This window comes from Microbacterium sp. EYE_78 (genome assembly GCF_023149035.1).
Classification (GTDB): Bacteria; Actinomycetota; Actinomycetes; order Actinomycetales; family Microbacteriaceae; genus Microbacterium.
The window spans coordinates 278,135-298,432 of record NZ_JAHXMY010000001.1; the positions used below are offsets into that span (position 1 = coordinate 278,135).

The following is a 20,298-nucleotide window of genomic DNA, read 5'->3' on the forward strand; positions in this document are numbered from 1 at the left end:
GCGCTCACACCTCGCGCTGCGCGTTCTCCAGGAGTCGCGCCAGCAGGCCGGACAGAGCCGCCCGGTCGTCGTCGCTGAATCCGTCGAGCAGACGCTCGTCGTGTGCGAGGGCACGCGGCATCTCGCGCACCACGAGCGCGCGGCCGGCGTCGGTCAGCGACAGCTGCACCGCGCGGCCGTCGCGATCGGACCGTTCCCGCCGGAGCAGGCCCGCCGTCTCGAGACGCGTCGTCAGCTTGGTGGTCGCCGCACCGCTGAGCATGGTCTCGGCCGTCACCTCGCTGGCCCGCAGGGGGCGGTCCATCCGAGCCAGTGCGCACAGGACGTCGAACTCCGAGCGGGTGACCCCGCTGTCGGCGAGGAGCCGCTCGATCTGCGAGGTCGCGAGCGTACTCGTCCGATGCAGCCGGCCCCAGACGTCGATGGCGGAGGTGTCCATCCCGGGCATCGCTGCCGCCCACGCGGCACGGATGCGGTCGATCAGGTCGGTGCGGTCGGTCACCGCTGCAGTCTACGAGACCACCGAAATTAGTTCACTAGTGAATCACCGGTGTATCATTGCGGGAATGACCGCCCTCGACACCGGAACGCCCACGACCACCGCCGCACCACCCGCCGAGCCGCGCCTGCTCTCGCAGCCGCCCGCCGTCTGGGCGATCGCCTTCGCCGCGATGGTCGCCTTCATGGGCATCGGTCTGGTCGGGCCGATCCTGCCGACCGTTGCCGCCGACCTCCACGCGACACCGGTGCAGACCTCGCTCCTGTTCACGAGCTACCTGGTCGTGACCGCGTCGGCGATGTTCTTCACGAGTTGGCTGTCGACCCGGATCGGCACGCGCGCGGTCATGATCATCGGCCTCTCCGTCATCGCCCTCTCGGCGGTCGGGTGCGCGCTCTCCCCGAGCGTCGGCCCGCTGATCGGCTTCCGCGCCGTCTGGGGTCTCGGCAACGCCCTGTTCCTCTCGACCGCCCTCGCCTCGATCGTGTCGGCCTCGGGCGGGCGCAGCGCACACGCCGTCATCCTCTACGAGGCCGCGCTCGGCATCGGACTCGCCGTCGGGCCGCTCGTGGGGGGCCTACTCGGACAGATCGGCTGGTTCGCCCCCTTCTGGGGAACCGCATCGCTGTTCGCCGTCGGGGTGGCCGCGCTCCTCGTGCTCGTCCGCGACCCGGGACGGGCGGCGCAGCGCAGCGCGCTCTCCGCGCCATTCCGGGCCTTTTCCGACCGAGGGCTCCTCGCCATCAGCGTCGTCGCGTTCCTCTACAACGCGGGCTTCTTCGTGACCCTGTCGTACACCCCCTACGCCCTCGAACTCCCGGCGGTGGGGATCGGCCTCGTGATGATGGGATTCGGCATCGGCCTGGCGATCGCCGGGGTCGTGATCGCTCCCCGCCTCACGCGGCGGTCCTCCGTCGTGACGGTGCTGCTCTGGTTCCTGATCGCGTTCGCCGCGACCCACGTCGCCGCAGCCCTCAGCGCCGGAGACCGCCCGGCGCTCATCACCTGCGTCGTCCTGCTCGGCGTCGAGATCGGTGCCGTCAACACGATCCTCACCGAGGCGGCGATGGAGGCGACCACGCTCCCCCGCGCCGTGGCGAGCTCGGCGTACTCGGGGTTCCGGTTCTTCGGCGGCGCGATCGGCGCTCCGGTGGGCACCGCCCTGGCCGTCCTCGGCGCCGGCGCGCCCTACGCGGCCGCAGCCGTCGCGGCGGCGATCGGCGCAGCCCTGCTGTTCGCGTTCCGGCGACTCATCGGGCGCGCGGAGCACCGGGTGGCCCTCGACGATCGGACCGTCGCCGAGGACGTCACGCTCAGCGAGGGCTGAACACGCTCACGATCCTGCAGCGAGCTCGCGGGCACGCGCGAGGGCAGCGTCGGTCGCCTGCGAGAACAGCCCGTCGAGATTCGCCGTCTGAAGCACGCCGATCGCGCGCTCGGTGGTGCCCTTGGGACTCGTGACGCGGCGCCGCAGCTCGGCGGGATCCTCCCCCGACGCCGCCAGCAGGGCGGTGGCGCCGATGAAGGTCTGCTCCGCCATGAGTCGCGCGTCGTGCTCGTCGAAGCCCTTGCCGCGAGCAGCCTCGGTCAGCGCCTCGACGAGCAGGAAGACGTACGCGGGCCCGGAGCCCGAGATGGTCGACAGTGCGTCGATCTGGGACTCCGGCACCTCGATGACGACGCCGCACGTCTCGAACACGCGCCGCACGAGCGCCATGTGCTCGTCCGACGCGGTCGTGCCTGCGGCGAGGCCGGTGACCGCCGCACCGACGACGGCGGGGGTGTTCGGCATCGACCGGATGACAGGGATCTCGGGGCCGACGATCGACTCGAACGTCTCGATCGTGACGCCCGCCGCGAGACTCACGACCACCGTCCCCGGCCGCAGGGACGCCGCGATCTCACGCAGCAGATCGGGGACCATGGCGGGCTTCACGCCGATGAGCACGACATCGGCGGCGGCAGCGGCATCCGTGTTCGCCGTCGGGGCGTCGGCGAGCGCGACGCTCGTGACGGCATCGAGTCCGACGAGCTCGCGCGCCTTGTCGGCGGTGCGATTGGTCACCGTGACCGACGAGGCCTGCCCGGACCTCGAGATGCCCTGTGCGATCGCTCCTCCCATCGAACCGGCTCCGAGGATGGCGACGGGAGGAAGGGTGTGACTCATCCCCCCATCCTGTCATCCGGCACTCATCCACGGCCCGGGTGGCCGGCGCAAGACACTGGGAGGGCTCAGCACCCCGGCCTATCATCGGCACATGGCTCTCCTCGACGGAATCACGTCCCGAATCATCGACACGGACCGCCTGAGCGTCACCATCCTCGAACGCGCCGGCGATGCTCCCGAGACCGCGGCGGACCAGACGGTCGTCCTCCTCCACGGATCCCTGTCGTCGAGCCTGGTCTGGCAGGAGCTGATGCAGGATCTCCCCTCCGAGCTCCGGGTGATCGCGATCGATCTGCGCGGCTTCGGCGGCACCGAGCACATGCCCGTCGACGCCGGACGCGGCGTCCGGGACTTCAGCGACGACGTCGCCGAGACGCTCGACGAGCTCGGCATCGCGGCGCCCCACCTCGTCGGCTGGAACCTCGGCGGCGCCGTCGCCCTGCAGTTCGCGCTCGAGCACCGCGTCCGCACGATCCTGCTCGAATCGCCGATCTCGCCGTACGGGCTCGGCGGGACCCGCCGGGACGGCACCCGGCTGACCGACGACGACGCCGGCTGCGGCGGCGGCACGGTCGGCGCCGACGTCGTCCGCCGGTTGAACGACCGCGACGACTCGGCCGATGCGCCCACCTCGCCGCGCAGCATCTTCCGCACCGCCTTCGTCGCCGAAGGCTTCACCACCGAGCACGAGGACCTCTGGGTGGAGGCCATGCTGTCCACCTCGACGGCCACGGGGAACTATCCCGGCGAGTCCCAGCACAGCCCGCACTGGCCCGGCTTCGCACCCGGTCGCTTCGGCGTGCTGAACGCCCTCGCCCCCGGCAACTTCGACGTCTCGTCCATCGTCGACCTGCCCGACAAGCCGCAGATCCTGTGGATCCGCGGTGTGCTCGACCCGCTCATCTCCGACGCCTCCTTCTCGGACGCGAACCACCTCGGCGCCCTCGGCGTCCTGCCCGACTGGCCGGGCGACGAGGTCGCCCCGGCGCAGCCGATGGTGTCGCAGACCCGCGACGTGCTGCGCCGGTACACGGATGCCGGGGGCACTGCGACCGAGCTCGCCCTGGACGGCGTCGCCCACACACCGCACCTCGAGCGGCCCGCCGTCTTCCGGCGGGCGCTGCTCGAGCTCATCGGCTACATCGGGTCGCCGGCGTCGCCGGCACCGCCGACCGAGGCGATCATCCTCAGCTCGTCCGACTGACGGACGCGGTCAGCGGCGGGCCTCGAAGAACGCCCGCAGTAGGGCCGCGGCCTCGGCCGCTCGGACCCCTCCCACGACCTCGGCGCGGTGAGGCATCCGTCGGTCGCGCAGCACGTCGTACACCGACCCCGCGGCCCCGGCCTTCTCGTCCCAGGCACCGAAGACCACCCGGCCGACGCGCGCCTGCAGAATGGCGCCCGCGCACATGACGCACGGCTCGAGGGTCACGACGAGGGTGCAGTCCTCGAGGTTCCACGACCCGAGGGCGGATGCCGCGGATCGCAGCGCGACGACCTCGGCATGGGCGAGCGGATCGCCGTCGTGTTCGCGGAGGTTGCGCCCCTCGCCGATGATCGCGCCGGCACGCACGAGGACGGCACCGACGGGGACGTCGTCGTGAGCGGCAGCGGAGCGTGCGAGCTCGAGCGCCCGCGTCATCGCCGCGTCGTCGGCGGCGGGAACGGGCAGGCTCACGTCGTCAGCGTAGCCCCGGGTAGCCTGGACCCATGCGTGTGCACGTCGCCGACCACCCCCTCATCACCCACAAGCTCACGGTGCTGCGCGACAAGCGCACCACCTCGCCGGTGTTCCGCCAGCTGACGGAGGAGCTCATCACCCTCCTCGCCTACGAGGCGACCCGTGGCGTCCGGGTCGAGGAGATCGAGATCGACACTCCGGTGACGCGCACGAAGGGCGTGAAGATCAGCGAGCCGCGACCGCTCGTCGTCCCGATTCTGCGGGCGGGTCTCGGCATGCTCGAGGGCATGACGAAGCTGCTGCCCACGGCCGAGGTCGGCTTCCTCGGGATGGCGCGCAACGAGGAGACGTTCGAGCCGTACACCTACGCCGAGCGCCTGCCGGACGACCTGAGCGACCGGCAGTGCTTCGTGCTCGACCCGATGCTCGCCACCGGCGGATCGCTCGGCGCAGCGATCGACTTCCTCTTCGCCCGCGGCGCGCAGGACGTGACCGCCGTCTGCATCCTCGCCGCCCCCGAAGGCCTCGCCGCGATCGAGAAGCAAGTCGGCGACCGCGACGTGACCCTGGTCCTGGGCGCGCTCGACGAGCGTCTCAATGAGAAGGGCTACATCGTGCCCGGACTCGGCGACGCCGGCGACCGCCTGTACGGCACGGTCTGAGGCGGCACGGCACGGTCTGAGGCGGCACGGCACGGTCTGAGGCGGCACGGTCTGCGCCACGCCTAGACCCGCACACTCCGGCGCTCGTCGTCGGCAGCACGCGCCGGCAGTCCGCTGCGGTCGGCGCCGACGAGGCGCGCGAAGGCACTCAGTCGCGCCACGCCTTCGGGGGTCCGCGGAAGGTCGTCGAGCAGACCCGTGCTGTAGACGACGTACGCGGTGTGCATCGCGCGCGACACGGCCACGTTGATGCGGTTCTGCAGGAGCAGGAACTCGAGCCCGCGCGGCGCGTCCCGCCCCGATGACGCCGCGAGCGAGACGATCACCACGGCCGCCTCCTGCCCCTGGAACCGGTCGACGGTCCCCACCCTCACCGCGCCGAAGCCAGCGGAAGCGAGCGCTTCCTCCACGAGCACCTGCTGCGCGTTGTACGGGGTGACGACGATGACGTCGGCCTGATCGAGGGGGCGGGTGAGCGCCCCGTCGTGCCACGAGGCCCCCTCGAGCGCGCGCACCAGCCGCACGACCTCGTCTGCTTCCTCCGGCGACTGCGTCGCATTGCGCGTGTGGCGCAGGGGGACGGGGATGACCCCTGCCGCGACGCCGGCGAGGCTCCGCTGCGCCGTCTCGGGATGCGCCTCGAGCCGCCCCTCGTACGCGAGCTGCGAGACGGGTTCGGCGACCTCGGGCCGCATGCGACGGGTCCGCGCCAGGAAGTAGCCGCGATCCGGGGGGATGACGGCCGCGCCGTCCATGACCCACCCGAGCGCCGACGTGTCGACCGGCTCGGGGTGGGTGCCCTGGCTGACCTGCGGCAGCTGCTGCGGGTCGCCGAGGAGGAGCAGCCGCCGGGCGGCCGCGGAGACGGCGATGGTCGAGGCGAGGGAGAACTGACCCGCTTCGTCGATCACCAGGAGATCCAGCGACCCGCGTGCAATGCGTCCGGCGTGCGTGAGGTCCCACGCGGTTCCTCCGACGACGAAGCCCCCGGGCTGCCCGTCGATGTAGGCGGCCATCTGGTTCTTCGCGATGGCGGTGAAGCACTCGTCGCCCGTCGGCGCCCCCTTCGGCGCCTTCGCGACCTGCGCCTTCGGCACCCCCGCGGCGACGATCCGGTCGAGCATGTGCTCGACGACGTTGTGGGACTGCGCCACCACGCCGACGCGGAAGCCGCGCTCGCGCACGAGACGGCCCACGACGTGCGAGCCGACGTAGGTCTTGCCCGTGCCGGGCGGGCCTTGGACCGCGAGGTAGCTGTCCTGGATCCCCGCCAGCGCGGCGGCGATGTCGTCGATGTCGTCGCCGCTGCGCGGCAGCCCGGCCGCGACACGGGGCGGGCGCCGGAGGAGCAGATCGGATGCCGGGTCCTCCGGCAGCTGCGGGGCGGCCGCGAGGACCGCGTCGGCCCACTCGTCGATCGCCGTCTGCTGACTGCCTGCTCGCGGCGGGGCGGGCGGTGTCAGCGCGACGGGCAGTTCCTGCCAGGTGAAGCCCTGGAAGGCGTTCTCCTCCACCACGACGCCGTCGTCGAGGACCTCCACGACGGTGATCGAGCGAGCCGCGTGGATCCACCTCGGACTGGTCTCGATCGGGAACGGGACGGGCAGCTCGTAGAGCGCGAACGGGTTCTGGCCCACGCCGATGCGGGTGCCGGGCGCGAACTCGCCGCGGATCTCGACGACCCGACGGATCGCGGTCAGCCCCTCGGGACGATGCCAATCCGTCAGCACACGGCACCGATCACGGTCGACCACGACGACGTCCCGGGTGTCCTCCCACACCGACACGGGTTCGCGCAGACGCAGGAAGTGCGTGGCCCAGAACGTCTTGGCCTCGCGCGGGTAGTAGTCGATCGCTGCGGCCCCGAGCCGGAGCGCCTCCGCCGTCGCCTCGTCAGGCGCATCCGCGGCGAACCGCGAGAGGGCTCCGGCCCGGGGGGACGGCTCGTAGACCGACTCCCCCGCGTCGGGTTCGCGCGACGGGACGAGCTTCGCCTCGCGGGCACGCTCGACCAGCCAGTCGCGCAGTCGCCTCGTCGAGACGCAGTCGTAGCGGTTGTAATCGGCGAGGTCGTCGAGGATCGCCTCAGCCCCCGCCGTGTCACCGGCATCCTGCAGCGCGCGGGCCTCGACGTAGCGGACGATCGAATCGTCGCCGCGCTGCACGTCGCTCGTGCGCACCTCGTCGCCCATGTACAGGGGCTCGAGCTTCTTGATCGAATAGGACCGCGATCCGACGCGCAGGGCCCGGCGCACGATGGGGTAGAGGTCGACGAAGACGCCGTCGCGGAGCAGACGGTCGACCTCCGACTCCCCCACGCCGTGGCGTGCGGCCATGGCGAGCAGGTGCGTCGGCTCGTACGGCGCGTAGTGGTAGATGTGCATGCCGGGGTGCGCCTGCCTGCGCAGGGCGACGATGCGCAGGAAATCCTCGAGCGCGCGTCGTTCGTCCGCGAAGGAGTGCGCCCACAGCGCGGAGTACTGCTCCGTCGTGTCGACCCAGCCGAAGAGGTAGTCGATCCCCCAGTGGACGGCCGCCCCCTCGGTGTAAAGCGGGTCGCCTTCGAAGTCGAAGAACAGATCACCGTGGTCAGGGCGCGGGAGTGCGCCGAGGGCCTTCGGGAAGACGACGTCGAAGGTCGGGACCGCCGGACCGCCGGTCGGAGGTGCCGCCTCGACGCCGCCCGCAGGGCTGTCCAGCTGCAGCCGCGCTTGGGTCCGCAGCCCCGAGAAGGTGTCCCACGACATGCGCGGCGGAGCCTCGCGCGCGGCGGCGAGAGCGTCGACGGTGTGCACGCCGGCGGCGAGCAGGCGGTCACGCTGCACGGGTCGCATCCCCGCGACGAGCAGGAGGTCACGAGCCGCGACCACCTCGAGATCGCACGTCGCGCACCGGCCGCAGGCCACGACGCGGAGTTCGCCGCGCGGATCGCCCCACGGGATGGGGGTCCCGGCCGCACCGGCAGCGACGTCGCGGTCGGTGATGAGGGCGCGCAGGCGCTCGCGTCGGAGGGCGAACACGGGCATGAGATCGCGGACGGCGTGCTCGGAGACGGTCCCGTCGCCCAGGAGCAGCTGCACGGAGTCGGCGTGCGGAACGCCCAGTCTGTCGAGCTGGTCGACGTATGCGGCCAGCTGCATGAGCGCCGTCACGCGCGCGTGGCGGGCGAGCTTCGTGTCCTGCACGATCCAGCGTCCGTCCTCACCCCTGACGAGGAAGTCCGCGAAGCCGACGAACTCGTCGGTCGAGAAGGTCGCCTGGTAGACGACGGTGACGTCGGGGTCGGCGAGCGCCGCGTCGGTCGCCGCGACGGCGGTGGCCATGGCCGCGGCATCCGAGGACCGCGTCTCGGCGATCTCGACCACCCGCCCCGGGTGCGCCGCACGGTAGGCGTCGAGGACGCGCAGCTCGTGCTGGGTGCCCAGGCGCCCCGCACGCTCCAAGGTGAGGTCCTCGGGATCCTCGACGGCTGCGATGCGGCCCAGCTTGGCGTCGATCGCGCGTAGCCACGCGAACTCGCACTCGGCGGCCGCCTTCAGGTCGCTTGCGCTCCAGACGATCCGGCCGTCGTCTTCGATGTATCGCATGATCCCCTCTCGCTGTAGACCCTAACGACCGCCTCCGACACCCCCTCGCCCCCAGGCCGCCACCTGACAGACTGGGGCGGTGACCGAGGACCTGCCGTTCGAGAACCCGTACCGCCACGGCTACGCGCGCGTCGCCGCCTGCACGATCCCGGTGGCGATCGCCGACCCGGCCGCCAACGCCGCGACGGTGATCGAATCCGCCCGGGCGTGTCATGACGAGGGGATCGCCGTCGCCGTCTTCCCCGAGCTCTGCCTGTCGGGCTACGCCATCGACGACCTCGTCATGCAGGACGCGGTGCTCGATGCGGTGCTGGCCGCGATCGACGGGGTGGTCGCGGCATCCGTCGACCTCCGTCCGCTGCTCGTCGTCGGCGCACCGCTGCGCATCGGGTCGCGCCTGTACAACTGCGCCGTCGTGATCCACCGCGGGTCGGTGCTCGGCGTCGCACCGAAGTCGTACCTGCCGACCTATCGCGAGTTCTACGAGGCGCGCTGGTACGCGCGCGGGACCGACGCCCCCGACACCGTGACCCTGGCGGGCGCCGAGGTGCCGGTGGGCGCCGATCTGCTCTTCGAGGCGACCGACGTCCCGGGGCTCGTCGTCCACGCCGAGGTGTGCGAGGACTTCTGGGTGCCCGTGCCGCCGTCCTCGAGCGCGGCACTGGCCGGGGCCACCGTGCTGCTGAACCTCTCGAGCAGTCCCATCACCATCGCGCGCGCGGAGGACCGCCGCATCCTCACCCAGTCGCAGTCCTTCCGCTGCCTCGCCGCCTACGTGTACGCCGCTGCAGGGCAGGGCGAATCCACGAACGACGTGTCGTGGGACGGGCAGACGATGGTCTACGAGAACGGCTCGCTCCTCGCCGAGACCGAGCGCTTCCCCGACGGCCCCCGCCGTGCGGTGGCCGACGTCGACCTCGATCGCCTGCGCCAGGACCGTCTGCGCCAGGGGACGTTCGACGACGCCAGGACGACGCAGTGGGCGACGGGCACCCGCATCCCGTTCACCGTGGACCCCGACCCCGCCCTGCGCGGCCTCGTGCGGCCGCTCGACCGGTTCCCGTTCGTGCCCGACGACCCCGCGCGCCTCGACCTCGACTGCTACGAGGCCTTCAACATCCAGGTCTCGGGGCTCGAGCAGCGCCTGCGCGCCATCGGCTCGCCCAAACCGGTCATCGGCGTCTCGGGCGGGTTGGACTCCACGCACGCGCTCCTCGTGGTCGCCCGCGCCATGGACCGGATGGGCCGGCCGCGCAGCGACATCCTCGCCTTCACGATGCCCGGCTTCGCGACCGGCGACCGCACCAAGTCCAACGCGATCGCCCTCGCCGAGGCGATCGGCGCCACGATCGAGACGATCGACATCCGCCCGATGGCGACCGAGCTGCTGAAGGGCCTCGGTCACCCGTTCGCGACGGGCGAGCCCGTCTACGACGTGACGTTCGAGAACGTGCAGGCCGGCGCGCGGACCGACTTCCTCTTCCGCCTCGCGAACCAGCGCGGCGGCGTGGTCATCGGCACGTCAGACCTGTCCGAGCTCGCCCTCGGATGGGCGACGTACGGCGTCGGCGACCACATGGCGCACTACGGCGTGAACGCAGGGGTGCCGAAGACCCTCATCCAGCACCTCATCCGGTGGGTCATCGCGCACAGCGACGAGTCGGGCACGACCCTGACCGACCGCGCGAAGGAGGTGCTGCAGGCGGTCCTCGACACCGAGATCAGCCCCGAGCTCGTGCCGCCGACCGCCGACGGCAAGGTGCAGTCCACCGAGAGCACGATCGGTCCGTACGCCCTGCACGACTTCACGCTGTTCCACGTGCTGCGCTACGGGTTCCGCCCCTCGAAGATCGCCTTCCTCGCCGAGCAGGCCTGGGGCGACAAGGATGCCGGGACGTGGCCCGCAGGGTTCCCCGACGACGAGCGCTACGCCTACGACCGCGAGACGATCGTGCGGTGGCTGCGGGTGTTCCTGCGGCGTTACTTCGGCTTCGCGCAGTTCAAGCGCAGCGCGGTCCCGAACGCACCGAAGGTGTCGCCGGCGGGGTCCCTCTCGCCCCGGGGCGACTGGCGGGCGCCGTCCGACGGCAACGCCGCCGTGTGGCTCGCGGAGCTGGATGCCGCGCTCCCCGCACACGCGGGGTGATCGAGGTCAGCGCGTCGCCTGCGCGGGCCGCGCCCGAGCGATCGTGATCACCCAGGCATCCCGCGAGACATCCGTCACCTCGAAGACGGTCGTGCGGTCGGGGACGCGTCCGGCGCGTCGTCCGAGGTCCAGCCGCACCCGCTCGGGCAGCACGCGCGTGCCACGGGCGTCGGCATCGAGGATCGCCTGCACGCGCGTCCAGTGGTCGACCAGATCGGGGATGTTCGACTCGTCGAAGAGGTGACTGTGCCGCCGCATGACCGCGAGGTCGTGCGGGTCGGGGTGGAGGTCGCGGATGTCGAGACCGATCTGCTCCGTCGGCTCGCAGACGGCGACGACGGTGGCCGCCCGGTGGCTCGCCGTGGCGATCGTGAGCGGCAGGTCGACGCCGTCCCGGGTGGCGATGAGCCGCCGGTGGTAGCCGAAGCCGCGGGGCGCCTCGCGGTCGACCCTGACCTCGCGCGGGTCGCAGCCGAGCCGGCTGGACACGAGCTCCCGGGCGAGCAGGCGCCGACGGTCGTGCACGCTCGTGGCGGGGTCCCAGCCGAGTCGGGCGGTGATCCCCGCCGGGGCGTCGAGGGCCACTGTGGAGAAGGACATCGGAACTCCCTCCTGCCGGCGGGCACCGGCATCCGATCTCATTCTGCCCCGGGGGACGTCGGAGGAGGAGGGACGCGGCAGGAGGGAGGAGGATGGACCGGTGAAGCTCCTCGTCGCCGCCCTCGACTCCGAACTCGTCGCCTTTCCCGACGAACTGCCCGGCTTCGTCCGGCTGGTCACCGGGCCCGGCAAGCTGCAGGCGACCTATGCGCTGACCCGCGCCCTCGACCGTGACGCCTACGACGAGGTCGTCGTCGTGGGAACGGCCGGATCCGTCGATCCGACCGCTGTCGGCGTCCACGACGTCACCGCGGCGCTGCAGCACGACGTCTCGGACGTCGACGGCATCGCGGGTCAGCACGTGTCGCTGCCGCCCCTCGTGTCGATTGCCGGCCGCCCGGGCACGACGATCGCGACGGGGGACCACTTCGTCGACGACTCCGACACGGTCGCGGCCATCCGCGCGCTGGGTGGCACCCTCGTCGACATGGAGGCGTACGCCTACATCTGGGTGGCGCAGCAGTTCGGCGTGCCGATCCGTGTGCTGAAGGCCGTGTCGGACAGCGCGGAGGACGACGCGATCACCGACTGGCGAGCAGCGGTCGCCACGTGCAGCGTCCAGCTGCGGGAGCGGATCCGCGACCTCTACGGCGTGTGAGCGCTCAGACCTCGCGGCGGGAGAACAGCGAGCGCAGCACGAAGAACACGATCAGCGCGACGACGGCGACCAGCAGCAGCTTCCCGAGCAGGAAGACGGCCTTCAGGACGATGTCGACGACGATCCAGGCGATGACGACCGCGATCACGACGCCGAGGACGGTCCAGACGGTGGCCTTCTTCATGACTCCAGCCTAGGCGGGCGTCGAGACGCGCCGGACCGCGGCGGTCAGTTGGATGCCGCGGAGACCGCGCTGGCCGGGGTCGGCGGCGTGACAGGGGACGGCGGGGTCACGGGGGTGACCGGGCTGGCAGGCGTGGCCGGCGTCGCGGGCGTGGCGGGCGTCGCGAGGCTGGGCGCGGGCTGCGGGCTGGCCGCCGGGGTCGGCGACGGGGCGGAGACCACCGTCGCGTCGTCGTCGGTCACCTGCATGCGGACCGGGGTGGAGCTGTCGAAGGTGCTCGGCGCCTTGCCGGTGAGCTGGCCGCCGGGGAGCGTCGCACCCTCGGCATCCCGCAGATCCATCGCGGCGGCAGCGGCGGTCGCGCCACCGGCGATGAGGCCGAGGCCCACGACGCCCGTCGCGCCGTACACGATCCACTTCTTCGTCTTCATGATCCTGTCCCCTGGTGGTGGATGAGTGGCTCGGTCGGTCCTCCCGAGCCTGTCCCTCCAGCATCCGGCCGGGGGCTAAGCCGACTCGAAGGCTCCCATGAGAGCGTCCTTATGTTCCGGCTCGCCGTCGTGGTCGAGGATCCGACGCGCGACGCGCATCAGCCCCCGCGCGCGGTGCCTGTCTCCCGCGTCGGCGGCGGCGAGCGCGTGCCCCATGAGGTGGACGGATGCGGCGGCCGCACTGCCGGGATCGTGCCGCCAGCGCTGCCAGGCGGCCTCCGCGAAGGCCCACAGTGCGGACGCATCCCGCAACGGCGCGGTCAGGGTCGCACTCGCGACGGCATGGCCGACGAGCGCGCCGACGTCGTCCGCGGGGTCGCCGAGACCCGCCGTGTCGACGTCGATGAGCCCGGTGACGCCGCCGTCGCCGGCGAGGAAGAGCTGCCCGAGGTGGAGATCCCCGTGGATGCCGACGTCCGCCCTGAGCGGCGCGGGATGCTGCGCGAGCGCCCCGACGACGGTCGCCACGTCCTCACGGGCGGCGGGCAGCGCCGCCTGCAGGCGCGTGGCGTACCAGCCGGTCCGGGCGACGATCGACGCGCGGGCCGCACCCGTCAGGGGTGCACGCGACAGCGCGGCTCGGATCCGGTCGACGCCGTCGAGGACGGCCGCCTCCGGCGCCCCGCGGCCCGCCACGATCTCGAGTGCCGCTGCTCCGTCCGCGGGGTCGAGGACGACGAGTCCGTCCGGCGCCCACCCGCGGACACCCGGGACGGGCAGCCCCGCGGCCCCCAGGGTGCGGTGCAGGGCCACGATGCGCTCCACCCGACGAGGACGGACGACCTTCACCCAGATCGCGTCGCCGTCCGACGGCACCCGGAGGACGGCCCGCCGCCCCGGCCGGTACGCGACGAGCTCAGGATCGCCCTCGGCGATGATGCCGAGGCGGGAGAGGAGGATAGCCAGCGAGTGCCCGTAGGCGGACGGCGCCAGCGCGGGAAGGTGCGGGTCGGCGGGATGCATCCACAGGCGCGCGACCCCCTCCTGCACGAGACCGGTCTCGGCCGGAACGGACAGGAGCGACGTGTCGAGGTAGGCGACCGCCCCCGGGTTCCCGTCGACGGTGTACCCGACGACGGATCCGACGCCGAGCGGCTCGCGACTGATGGTCGAGAGGGAGTCGACGGGGACGCCCAGCGCATCGGCGGCCATGGCCACGTCGGGATCCTCGGGCGATGCGTGCACACTCGATCCCACCACGGCGCCTCCCCCTCCCGGCGTGAGACTGTTCTTAGCCTCGACGGATCCACACCCCGCACTGGCGATACTGAGGACATGGAACAGGCCCCTCGGCGACGCCTCGCGGTGTCGGTGCGCACGCGGATCGTCGCGGCCATCACGCTGGTCGCCGCGCTGGGTCTGCTGTCCGTGGGCGTCACCGTCTACTTCGTGGAGCGCGAAGCCAACCTGCAAGGCATCGAGGACCGTCTGCGGGACAACCTCGACTCCGCTCGCTACATCGTGGAGACGGGCGACAACGACTCGGGGACCTGGGCGAGCGCCGAAGAGGCGCTCCGTCAGGTGGTCCAGCGCATGAGTCCCGACGACAACACAGGGGCGCTCGGCATCATGGACGGGGCGGCACGGTTCTCCCCCGGCATCCGACTCGACCTCGACCTCACGACGAGCCCCGGGTTCGCGGCGGCTGCAGCGGAAGCGGCCGCCACGGGCGTCCCGGCCGTGCGGACCTACGCCGAGGACGGCGTGCGCTGGCGCTACCTGGCCGTTCCGATCGTCATCCAGGGTGCGGAGCCGGCCGAGGACGTGGTGTTCGCGCTGGCGTACGACGTCGACGCCGAGCTGAGCGAGATGGACGGCCCCGCTCGCGCCTACCTGCTCGCGAGCGCCATCGCGCTGCTCATCATCACCGCGGTGGCCGCCATCGTCTCGACGCGCCTGCTGCGTCCCTTGCGTCGGATGCGCGAGACCGCCGAGCGCGTCTCCGCCCAGTCGCTCTCGGAACGCCTCCCGATCGACGGGGAGGACGACGTCTCGGAGCTCGCGGCCACCATGAACGCGATGCTCGACCGCCTCGACGAGGCGCTGGACTCGCAGCGCCGGCTTCTGAGCGACGTGGGACACGAGTTGAAGACGCCCATCACCATCGTGCGCGGGCACCTGGAGGTGATGGACGCCGCAGACGTCGCAGACGTGGAGAGTTCGCGCGATCTCGCCGTCGACGAATTGGACCGCATGCACAACCTCGTGCGCGACCTGGCGAACGCCGCATCCCTCCACGGCCCGCGGCCCGTCGCCCTCGTACCCGTGGACACGTCGGACCTGCTCTCGCTGGTCGTCCGGAAGGCGGGGGCGATCGCCGGGGCGTCGGTGTCCGCCGGTCCCGCCGCCGACGTGGTCCTGGATGCCGACCCCGAGCGGCTCACGCAGGCACTGCTGCAGCTCGTGCAGAACGCCGTGACGCACGGCGGCGGCGAGGTCATCGTGGGCAGCCGGGTCGTGCCCGGGGCAGTCGAGTTCTGGGTCCGGGATCACGGTCCCGGCGTGCCCGACCACCAGAAGCCCCTCGTGTTCGATCGGTTCCACCGCGGCGACGCGGAGTCCCACGGCAGCGGGCTGGGCCTGAACATCGTCCAGGTCATCGCCCGGGCGCACGGCGGCACCGCGTCCGTGGTGGATGCGGCCGGCGGCGGCGCGGTGTTCCTCCTGTCCATCCCCTACGACGGGGCGTACGACGCGAGCACCTCGATGGCCGCTCCCGTCGGTCCGCCGCCCCCCGTCCCCGTCACCGAGGAGCGCTGACATGGCATCGATCCTGATCGCCGAGGACGAGGCCCGCATCGCGGGCTTTGTCGAGAAGGGGCTGCGCGCTGCGGGATACGCGACCCAGATCGCGCCGACCGGCACCGAGGCGCTGCACCTCGCGCAGACCGACGAGTTCGATCTGCTCGTCCTGGACGTGAACCTTCCCGGCATGAACGGCTTCGAGGTGCTCGAACAGCTGCGGGGCAGCGGATCCCGGATGCCGATCATCATGCTGACGGCGCGCGTCGAGCTGCAGGACACCGTCGCGGGCCTCGAGGGCGGCGCCGACGACTACCTGGGCAAACCGTTCCGGTTCGACGAGCTGCTGGCCCGGATCCGGCTGCGCATGCGAAAGGACGACGACGCGGCCGGGTCGGCGTCGCTCGCCCATCGCGACCTGGCCCTGGACATCCGGACACGCGAGGCCCGAGTAGCCGGCGCACGCGTCGAGTTGTCGGCACGGGAGTTCGCCCTCGCCGAGGAGTTCGTCCGCAACGCCGGGCAGGTGCTCAGCCGCGAGCAGCTGCTCAGCCGCGTCTGGGGCTACGACTTCGATCCGGGCTCGAACGTGGCGGATGTCTACGTGGGGTACCTGCGGCAGAAGCTCGGCTCGGACCGTATCGAGACGGTGCGAGGGGTCGGCTACCGGCTCACCTGATCCGAGGCCGAGACATCGCGGCCGACCGCTCAGCGCCCAGTCGCCTCCGGGATGGGAGACGCAGCGTCCTGACGGACGACGCTCGGCCCCTCCGGCGTCGCCTCGACCACGAGCTGCGCCGGGATCTGCTCCTTCATCGCCTCGACGTGGCTGATGACCCCGACGACGCGCCCGCCGGCGCGCAGTTCGTCGAGCGTGCGCATGGCGAGCTCCAGCGTCTCGGGGTCGAGCGATCCGAACCCTTCGTCGATGAACAGCGTGTCGAGACGGATGCCGCCTGCGCGGGAGGTCACGACCTCGGCGAGCCCGAGTGCCAGCGCGAGCGATGCGAGGAAGGTCTCACCGCCCGAGAGCGACTGCGGCGATCGCAGCCGACCGGTGTGGGCGTCGAGCACCTCGATGGACAGGCCGGATGCCGCGCCGCGCGCCTGTCGCGCGTCGGAGTGACGCAGGGTATACCGCCCTGACGACATCTCGGTCAGGCGGAGGTTGGCCGCAGCGACGATCTCCTCGAGCTCGGCGGCCAGGACGAAGGTCTCGAGGTCCATCTTCATCGTGTTCGGCGCCCGCCCGGCCACGGTGTCGGCGAGGCGGGTGATCGCCGCGGCATCCTGGGCCTCGTCCGATACCGCTGCCGCTGCGACCTCGATGCGCGACGCCAGATCGCGGAGCCCGCCGGCGACCCCCTCCGCCGCGGCCGCGGCGGCGATCGCGGCGGTGCGCGCGGCCTCGGCCTCGTCGGCCAGCGCCGCCGCCGCCGCGAGGGCCGCATCGTCGACGTGCTCGTCGACGACGGCCAGTTCGAGCTCGAGCGAACGGGCGCGCGCGGCGGTGAGCGCTGCCGCGTGCTCCTCGACGGCCCGCGCCGCACGCTCGCGCTCGGCGTCGGTGAGCAGGGCGGCGTCGACCGCATCGATATCGGCGAACACCGACGCCGCGACCCGGTCGTCGCGGTCGCGTCGCGCGGCGACGGCGGCGCGCTCCCGCTCGTCGACGAGGCGCTGGGCGTCGACGACGCGTACGGCGATCGCACGACGGTGCTCGTCGGCCGCGATGCGCGCAGCCACCGTGTCGTGGGCGCCACGCGCCGCGTCGATGTCGCGCTGCGACGCGTCGATGGCCGTCTGGGCGGCGGCGACCTGCTCGCGGAGATCGCCCTCGGCCTCGCGCAGCGACGCCGCCTCGGCGCGCGCAGTCTGCTCCAGGGCGTCGAGGTCGTCGGAGGCCGTCTGCAGCGACGTCGCCTGGGACACCGCGGCCTCGGCGGCCGCGAGCTGCGCCTCGACGTCGGCGAGCGCGAGGGTGAGCTCGTCCGCGTCGCGCCCACCCGCACCTGCTGCGGCGAGTGCGACCGCTTCGCGGGCGCTGGCTGCGGCTGCAGCGGCGGAGCGCTCGAGCTCCGCGGCCGTGTCGCGGGCGTCTTCCGCGGCGGTGAGGTCGTCGTCCGTGACGGGTGCCTCGCTCCCCTCGGCGGGGCGAGGGTGCTCCGTCGCGCCGCACACGGCGCAGGGCTCGCCCGGGACGAGGGATGCCGCGAGCTCCGCCGCGTGCCCGCGGAGCCGGCGCCGCAGCAGCTCGCCGACGAGCGCGGACGCCGCCGCTGCGCGGGCATTCGCGGCAGCGTACTCGGCCTCGGCAGTGACCGCCTGGGGGGCGAAGCGCAGGACGGCACGTGCGGCGTCCCGACGGCGGGCGAGATCGTCGCGCGTCGCCTGCAGGTCGTCCCGGCGGCCGGCGACGGCGAGCACCCGGGAAAGGTCGGCGGCGACCGTCTGCCGCTGCGTCGGAACCGCCGCGAGCATCGCCTCGATCTCGCTTCGGGAGGCCTCGACGGCGGCGAGCCGGTCCCGGCGCTCCTCCTGCGCACGCCGCAGCGCGGCGGACTCCGACTCGAGCCGGCCGGCCGACTGCGCGCGGGCGAGGTCGGCGGTGAGTCGCTCGACGACGTCGGCGGGGTCGCCGTCGTCCGTGGCGGCGACCGTGCGCCACGCGTCCGTGGCTCCCGCGAGCGAGGTCAGCGCGTCGGCGAGCTCCCGGTCCGCGCGCGCGGCGGTCTCGATCGGCAGGCGGAGGAGCTCGGCGATGCGGGCGTCTTCGAGCCGTCCTCGCAGGGCGTCCATCTGCGGGACGTCGGCTTCCCGTGCGGCGAGCTCGCGGCGAGCGGCGCCGAGGTCCGCGATGCGCTGCGCGACCTCGGTCAGCCGGCGGTGGGCCGCCGCGGCGGCGTCGGCGCGGACGACGGCGGCGTCGCGCTCGTTGCCGCGGATCTCGACGCGGTACTGCGCACGGGCGAGGGCGCGCTGCACGGCTGCGGTGCGACCCAGGACGTCGGCGTCGGGCAGCGCCTCGTCATCTCCGCCGAGCGCGTTCGCGGCGACGTCGCGCTCGGCGACCTCGAGCAGCGTGCGGACGCGGGCGCCGCCCTCGTCGACGCGCCTCTGCGCGTCGCGGCGGCGCTGCTCGAGACCGTCCTTGTACGCCTCGAACCGCTTCGTCCCGAAGAGCGTCCGCAACAGCTGCTGACGCTCGGCGTTGGCCGCGAGCAGGAACCGGGAGAACTTGTTCTGCGCGAGCAGGATGACCTGCTGGAACTGCTGTGCGCTGAGTCCGAGCACCTCGTCGAGCGCCAGCCCCACCTCGCGCTGCTTCGCGGCCCGTCCGATCCAGGCACCGTCGACGCGTTCCTCGAGCTCGGCACGCGCGGGTTCGAGGGTCAGGCCTCCCCCGCGCTTGGCGGGCCGCTCGTACTCGGGCGCACGCGTGACACGCCAGCGGCTGCCGCCGACCGTGAACTCGAGTCGCACCTCCGTGGGGTCGGTCACGAAGCTGTGGTCGCTGCGCAGCCGACGGTCACCGTTCTCGTAGCGAGGGACCGATCCGTAGAGCGCGAAGCTCACGCCGTCGAGGATGCTCGATTTGCCGGCACCGGTGCGACCGGAGATCAGGAACAGTCCGTCGTCGTCGAACGCGTCGAAGTCGACGACCTGTCGCGCGCGGAAGGGCCCGAAGCCGGTCAACTCGAGACGATGCACCTTCACGCCAGCGCCTCGAGCCGCACCCGGTCATCGAGCAGCTCGTCGACCAGCTCCTCCTCGCGCTCGCTCAGCCCCTGCCCCGCCCGCACGTGGGAGAGGAAGGCGTCGACGAGCTCACGGTCGGTCTTCGCCGCCCGCACCCGCTGCGCGTAGCTGGACACCTCGTCGGCGCCGGTGGCCGAGGGCGCGTGCACGACCTTGGCGCAGAAGGCGAACCGCTGCTGCAGACGCCGCAGCGGGTCGGACTCGGGCAGGTCGTCGGTGTACTCGACGCACACCCACGCGTCCTCGTGCACGGCGTGCGCCGCGTCGGCGAGGACGTCCGCGAAGGGTCCTCTCAGCGTCACCAGACGGCGAGGGACGGGAAGCGGGATCCAGTCGACCGAGGCGAGACCGTCGGCATCCAGCTCGACGAGCCACGAGCCGCGCGGCTTGTCGCCCTCGCCGAAGCTGTAGTGCAGCGGGGCGCCGGCGTACCGCACCCGCTCGGACAGCTGCTGGCGCCCGTGGATGTGCCCGAGGGCCATGTAATCGACCCCGTCGAACGTCGACAGCGGCACGACGTCGAGCCCGCCCTGCTGGATGTCCCGCTCGAGGTGCGGCGTCGGCTCGACGCCCGCGGCGAAGCAGTGGGCGATCGCGACGGACCGGCCGCCCCTCGCCGCCAGATCGTCGCGGACGAGGTCCATCGCGTGGCCCAGGACGGCCGCCTGCGTGCGCACCCCCTCCCACCGGTGCCGCAGGAGCGCCGGCTCGAGGTAGGGGATGCCGTAGAAGTGGACCGGCCCATGGGCGTCGTCGATGGTGAGCGGGGTGCCCACGGCATCCGGATTGGTCAGGACGTGGATGCCGTCGCGCAACAGTCCCGCCTGGAACCCGAGCCGCGCCGCGGAGTCGTGGTTGCCGCTGGTGACGACGACGTGCGCACCGGCGTCGGCGATGCCGCGGAGCGCGTCGGACAGCAGCGTGTAGCAGGCGGCCGCCGGCGTCGCGGAGTCGAAGACGTCGCCGGCGACGACGACCACGTCGACGCCGTGGGCGCGCACCTGCGAGGTGAGCTCGTCGAGCACGCCGCGCAGCGCGTCGAGCGTGGAGTGACCGTGGAAGGTCCGCCCGATATGCCAGTCGGAGGTGTGCAGGATGCGCATGCTCACACGGTAGATCGGG

17 protein-coding genes are annotated in these 20,298 nt (G+C 72.6%); 7 read left to right on the plus strand and 10 right to left on the minus strand.

The window, feature by feature from the left end:
• Positions 1-4 precede the first annotated feature (4 nt).
• The gene (locus tag KZX17_RS01330) at positions 5-502 is read right to left on the minus strand and encodes a MarR family transcriptional regulator (RefSeq protein ID WP_248171312.1); all 498 of its coding nucleotides are present in this window, start codon (positions 500-502) and stop codon (positions 5-7) included.
• Positions 503-566: 64 nt separating this feature from the next.
• On the opposite strand from KZX17_RS01330, the gene KZX17_RS01335 reads away from it, so the two are divergent.
• The gene (locus tag KZX17_RS01335; RefSeq protein ID WP_248171310.1) at positions 567-1,826 is read left to right on the plus strand and encodes an MFS transporter; all 1,260 of its coding nucleotides are present in this window, start codon (positions 567-569) and stop codon (positions 1,824-1,826) included.
• A gap of 6 nt (positions 1,827-1,832) precedes the next feature.
• Here the strand turns inward: KZX17_RS01335 and proC are convergent, their stop codons facing one another.
• A complete protein-coding gene (proC, locus tag KZX17_RS01340) occupies positions 1,833-2,666 on the minus strand; it encodes a pyrroline-5-carboxylate reductase (RefSeq protein ID WP_248171309.1) in 834 nt (277 codons plus the stop codon).
• 91 nt (positions 2,667-2,757) lie between these two features.
• On the opposite strand from proC, the gene KZX17_RS01345 reads away from it, so the two are divergent.
• Complete coding sequence (locus tag KZX17_RS01345; RefSeq protein WP_248171308.1) at positions 2,758-3,870, plus strand: alpha/beta fold hydrolase; 1,113 nt, start codon at positions 2,758-2,760, stop codon at positions 3,868-3,870.
• A gap of 9 nt (positions 3,871-3,879) precedes the next feature.
• Here the strand turns inward: KZX17_RS01345 and tadA are convergent, their stop codons facing one another.
• Positions 3,880-4,308 carry a tRNA adenosine(34) deaminase TadA gene (gene tadA, locus KZX17_RS01350; protein WP_248171676.1) on the minus strand — a complete coding sequence of 143 codons (429 nt, stop codon included), beginning with the start codon at positions 4,306-4,308 and terminating at the stop codon, positions 3,880-3,882.
• A gap of 68 nt (positions 4,309-4,376) precedes the next feature.
• Here tadA and upp point away from each other — a divergent pair, with 68 nt between their 5' ends.
• Entirely contained in the window at positions 4,377-5,009 is a 633-nt protein-coding gene (gene upp / locus KZX17_RS01355; protein WP_248171306.1) for a uracil phosphoribosyltransferase, read from the plus strand.
• A gap of 62 nt (positions 5,010-5,071) precedes the next feature.
• Here upp and KZX17_RS01360 read toward each other — a convergent pair whose 3' ends face one another.
• On the minus strand, positions 5,072-8,596 hold the full coding sequence (locus tag KZX17_RS01360) for a bifunctional RecB family nuclease/DEAD/DEAH box helicase (protein ID WP_248171305.1): 3,525 nt from the start codon (positions 8,594-8,596) through the stop codon (positions 5,072-5,074).
• A gap of 79 nt (positions 8,597-8,675) precedes the next feature.
• Between KZX17_RS01360 and KZX17_RS01365 the strand changes: the two genes are divergently transcribed.
• Complete coding sequence (locus KZX17_RS01365; protein ID WP_248171304.1) at positions 8,676-10,742, plus strand: NAD(+) synthase; 2,067 nt, start codon at positions 8,676-8,678, stop codon at positions 10,740-10,742.
• Positions 10,743-10,748: 6 nt separating this feature from the next.
• Here KZX17_RS01365 and KZX17_RS01370 read toward each other — a convergent pair whose 3' ends face one another.
• Complete coding sequence (locus KZX17_RS01370; protein ID WP_248171302.1) at positions 10,749-11,342, minus strand: hypothetical protein; 594 nt, start codon at positions 11,340-11,342, stop codon at positions 10,749-10,751.
• A 100-nt stretch (positions 11,343-11,442) separates the two neighbouring features.
• Between KZX17_RS01370 and KZX17_RS01375 the strand changes: the two genes are divergently transcribed.
• Positions 11,443-12,000 carry a nucleosidase gene (locus KZX17_RS01375; RefSeq protein ID WP_248171300.1) on the plus strand — a complete coding sequence of 186 codons (558 nt, stop codon included), beginning with the start codon at positions 11,443-11,445 and terminating at the stop codon, positions 11,998-12,000.
• A 4-nt stretch (positions 12,001-12,004) separates the two neighbouring features.
• On the opposite strand, the gene KZX17_RS01380 is transcribed toward KZX17_RS01375, so the two are convergent.
• The 3 genes from KZX17_RS01380 to KZX17_RS01390 form a co-directional block, all read right to left on the minus strand.
• Positions 12,005-12,184 carry a hypothetical protein gene (locus KZX17_RS01380; protein ID WP_248171299.1) on the minus strand — a complete coding sequence of 60 codons (180 nt, stop codon included), beginning with the start codon at positions 12,182-12,184 and terminating at the stop codon, positions 12,005-12,007.
• A 44-nt stretch (positions 12,185-12,228) separates the two neighbouring features.
• Positions 12,229-12,615, minus strand: coding sequence for a hypothetical protein (locus KZX17_RS01385; protein WP_248171297.1), 387 nt, complete (start codon positions 12,613-12,615; stop codon positions 12,229-12,231).
• Positions 12,616-12,690: 75 nt separating this feature from the next.
• Positions 12,691-13,827, minus strand: a complete 1,137-nt coding sequence (locus tag KZX17_RS01390; protein ID WP_248171675.1) for a phosphotransferase — start codon at positions 13,825-13,827, stop codon at positions 12,691-12,693.
• Positions 13,828-13,950: 123 nt separating this feature from the next.
• On the opposite strand from KZX17_RS01390, the gene KZX17_RS01395 reads away from it, so the two are divergent.
• On the plus strand, positions 13,951-15,435 hold the full coding sequence (locus KZX17_RS01395) for a cell wall metabolism sensor histidine kinase WalK (RefSeq protein WP_248171295.1): 1,485 nt from the start codon (positions 13,951-13,953) through the stop codon (positions 15,433-15,435).
• A gap of 1 nt (position 15,436) precedes the next feature.
• Positions 15,437-16,096, plus strand: a complete 660-nt coding sequence (locus KZX17_RS01400; protein WP_248171294.1) for a response regulator transcription factor — start codon at positions 15,437-15,439, stop codon at positions 16,094-16,096.
• A gap of 29 nt (positions 16,097-16,125) precedes the next feature.
• Here the strand turns inward: KZX17_RS01400 and KZX17_RS15150 are convergent, their stop codons facing one another.
• The gene (locus tag KZX17_RS15150) at positions 16,126-19,134 is read right to left on the minus strand and encodes an AAA family ATPase (RefSeq protein WP_248171293.1); all 3,009 of its coding nucleotides are present in this window, start codon (positions 19,132-19,134) and stop codon (positions 16,126-16,128) included.
• Positions 19,131-20,279: an exonuclease SbcCD subunit D gene (locus KZX17_RS01410; RefSeq protein ID WP_248171292.1), complete on the minus strand. Its 1,149-nt coding sequence runs from the start codon at positions 20,277-20,279 to the stop codon at positions 19,131-19,133. Before KZX17_RS01410 ends, KZX17_RS15150 begins: the two co-directional genes overlap by 4 nt.
• Positions 20,280-20,298 lie beyond the last annotated feature (19 nt).

What these genes read in the sequence shown, in the direction of transcription:
- KZX17_RS01345 (WP_248171308.1), top strand. Translation starts at nt 2,758, where the DNA reads ATGGCTCTCCTCGACGGAATCACGTCCCGAATCATCGACACGGACCGC.
- tadA (WP_248171676.1), bottom strand. Translation starts at nt 4,308, where the DNA reads ATGACGCGGGCGCTCGAGCTCGCACGCTCCGCTGCCGCTCACGACGAC.
- KZX17_RS01335 (WP_248171310.1), top strand. Translation starts at nt 567, where the DNA reads ATGACCGCCCTCGACACCGGAACGCCCACGACCACCGCCGCACCACCC.
- KZX17_RS01395 (WP_248171295.1), top strand. Translation starts at nt 13,951, where the DNA reads ATGGAACAGGCCCCTCGGCGACGCCTCGCGGTGTCGGTGCGCACGCGG.
- proC (WP_248171309.1), bottom strand. Translation starts at nt 2,666, where the DNA reads ATGAGTCACACCCTTCCTCCCGTCGCCATCCTCGGAGCCGGTTCGATG.
- KZX17_RS01360 (WP_248171305.1), bottom strand. Translation starts at nt 8,596, where the DNA reads ATGCGATACATCGAAGACGACGGCCGGATCGTCTGGAGCGCAAGCGAC.
- KZX17_RS01410 (WP_248171292.1), bottom strand. Translation starts at nt 20,279, where the DNA reads ATGCGCATCCTGCACACCTCCGACTGGCATATCGGGCGGACCTTCCAC.
- KZX17_RS01400 (WP_248171294.1), top strand. Translation starts at nt 15,437, where the DNA reads ATGGCATCGATCCTGATCGCCGAGGACGAGGCCCGCATCGCGGGCTTT.
- KZX17_RS01385 (WP_248171297.1), bottom strand. Translation starts at nt 12,615, where the DNA reads ATGAAGACGAAGAAGTGGATCGTGTACGGCGCGACGGGCGTCGTGGGC.
- KZX17_RS01370 (WP_248171302.1), bottom strand. Translation starts at nt 11,342, where the DNA reads ATGTCCTTCTCCACAGTGGCCCTCGACGCCCCGGCGGGGATCACCGCC.
- KZX17_RS01380 (WP_248171299.1), bottom strand. Translation starts at nt 12,184, where the DNA reads ATGAAGAAGGCCACCGTCTGGACCGTCCTCGGCGTCGTGATCGCGGTC.
- upp (WP_248171306.1), top strand. Translation starts at nt 4,377, where the DNA reads ATGCGTGTGCACGTCGCCGACCACCCCCTCATCACCCACAAGCTCACG.
- KZX17_RS01390 (WP_248171675.1), bottom strand. Translation starts at nt 13,827, where the DNA reads ATGGCCGCCGATGCGCTGGGCGTCCCCGTCGACTCCCTCTCGACCATC.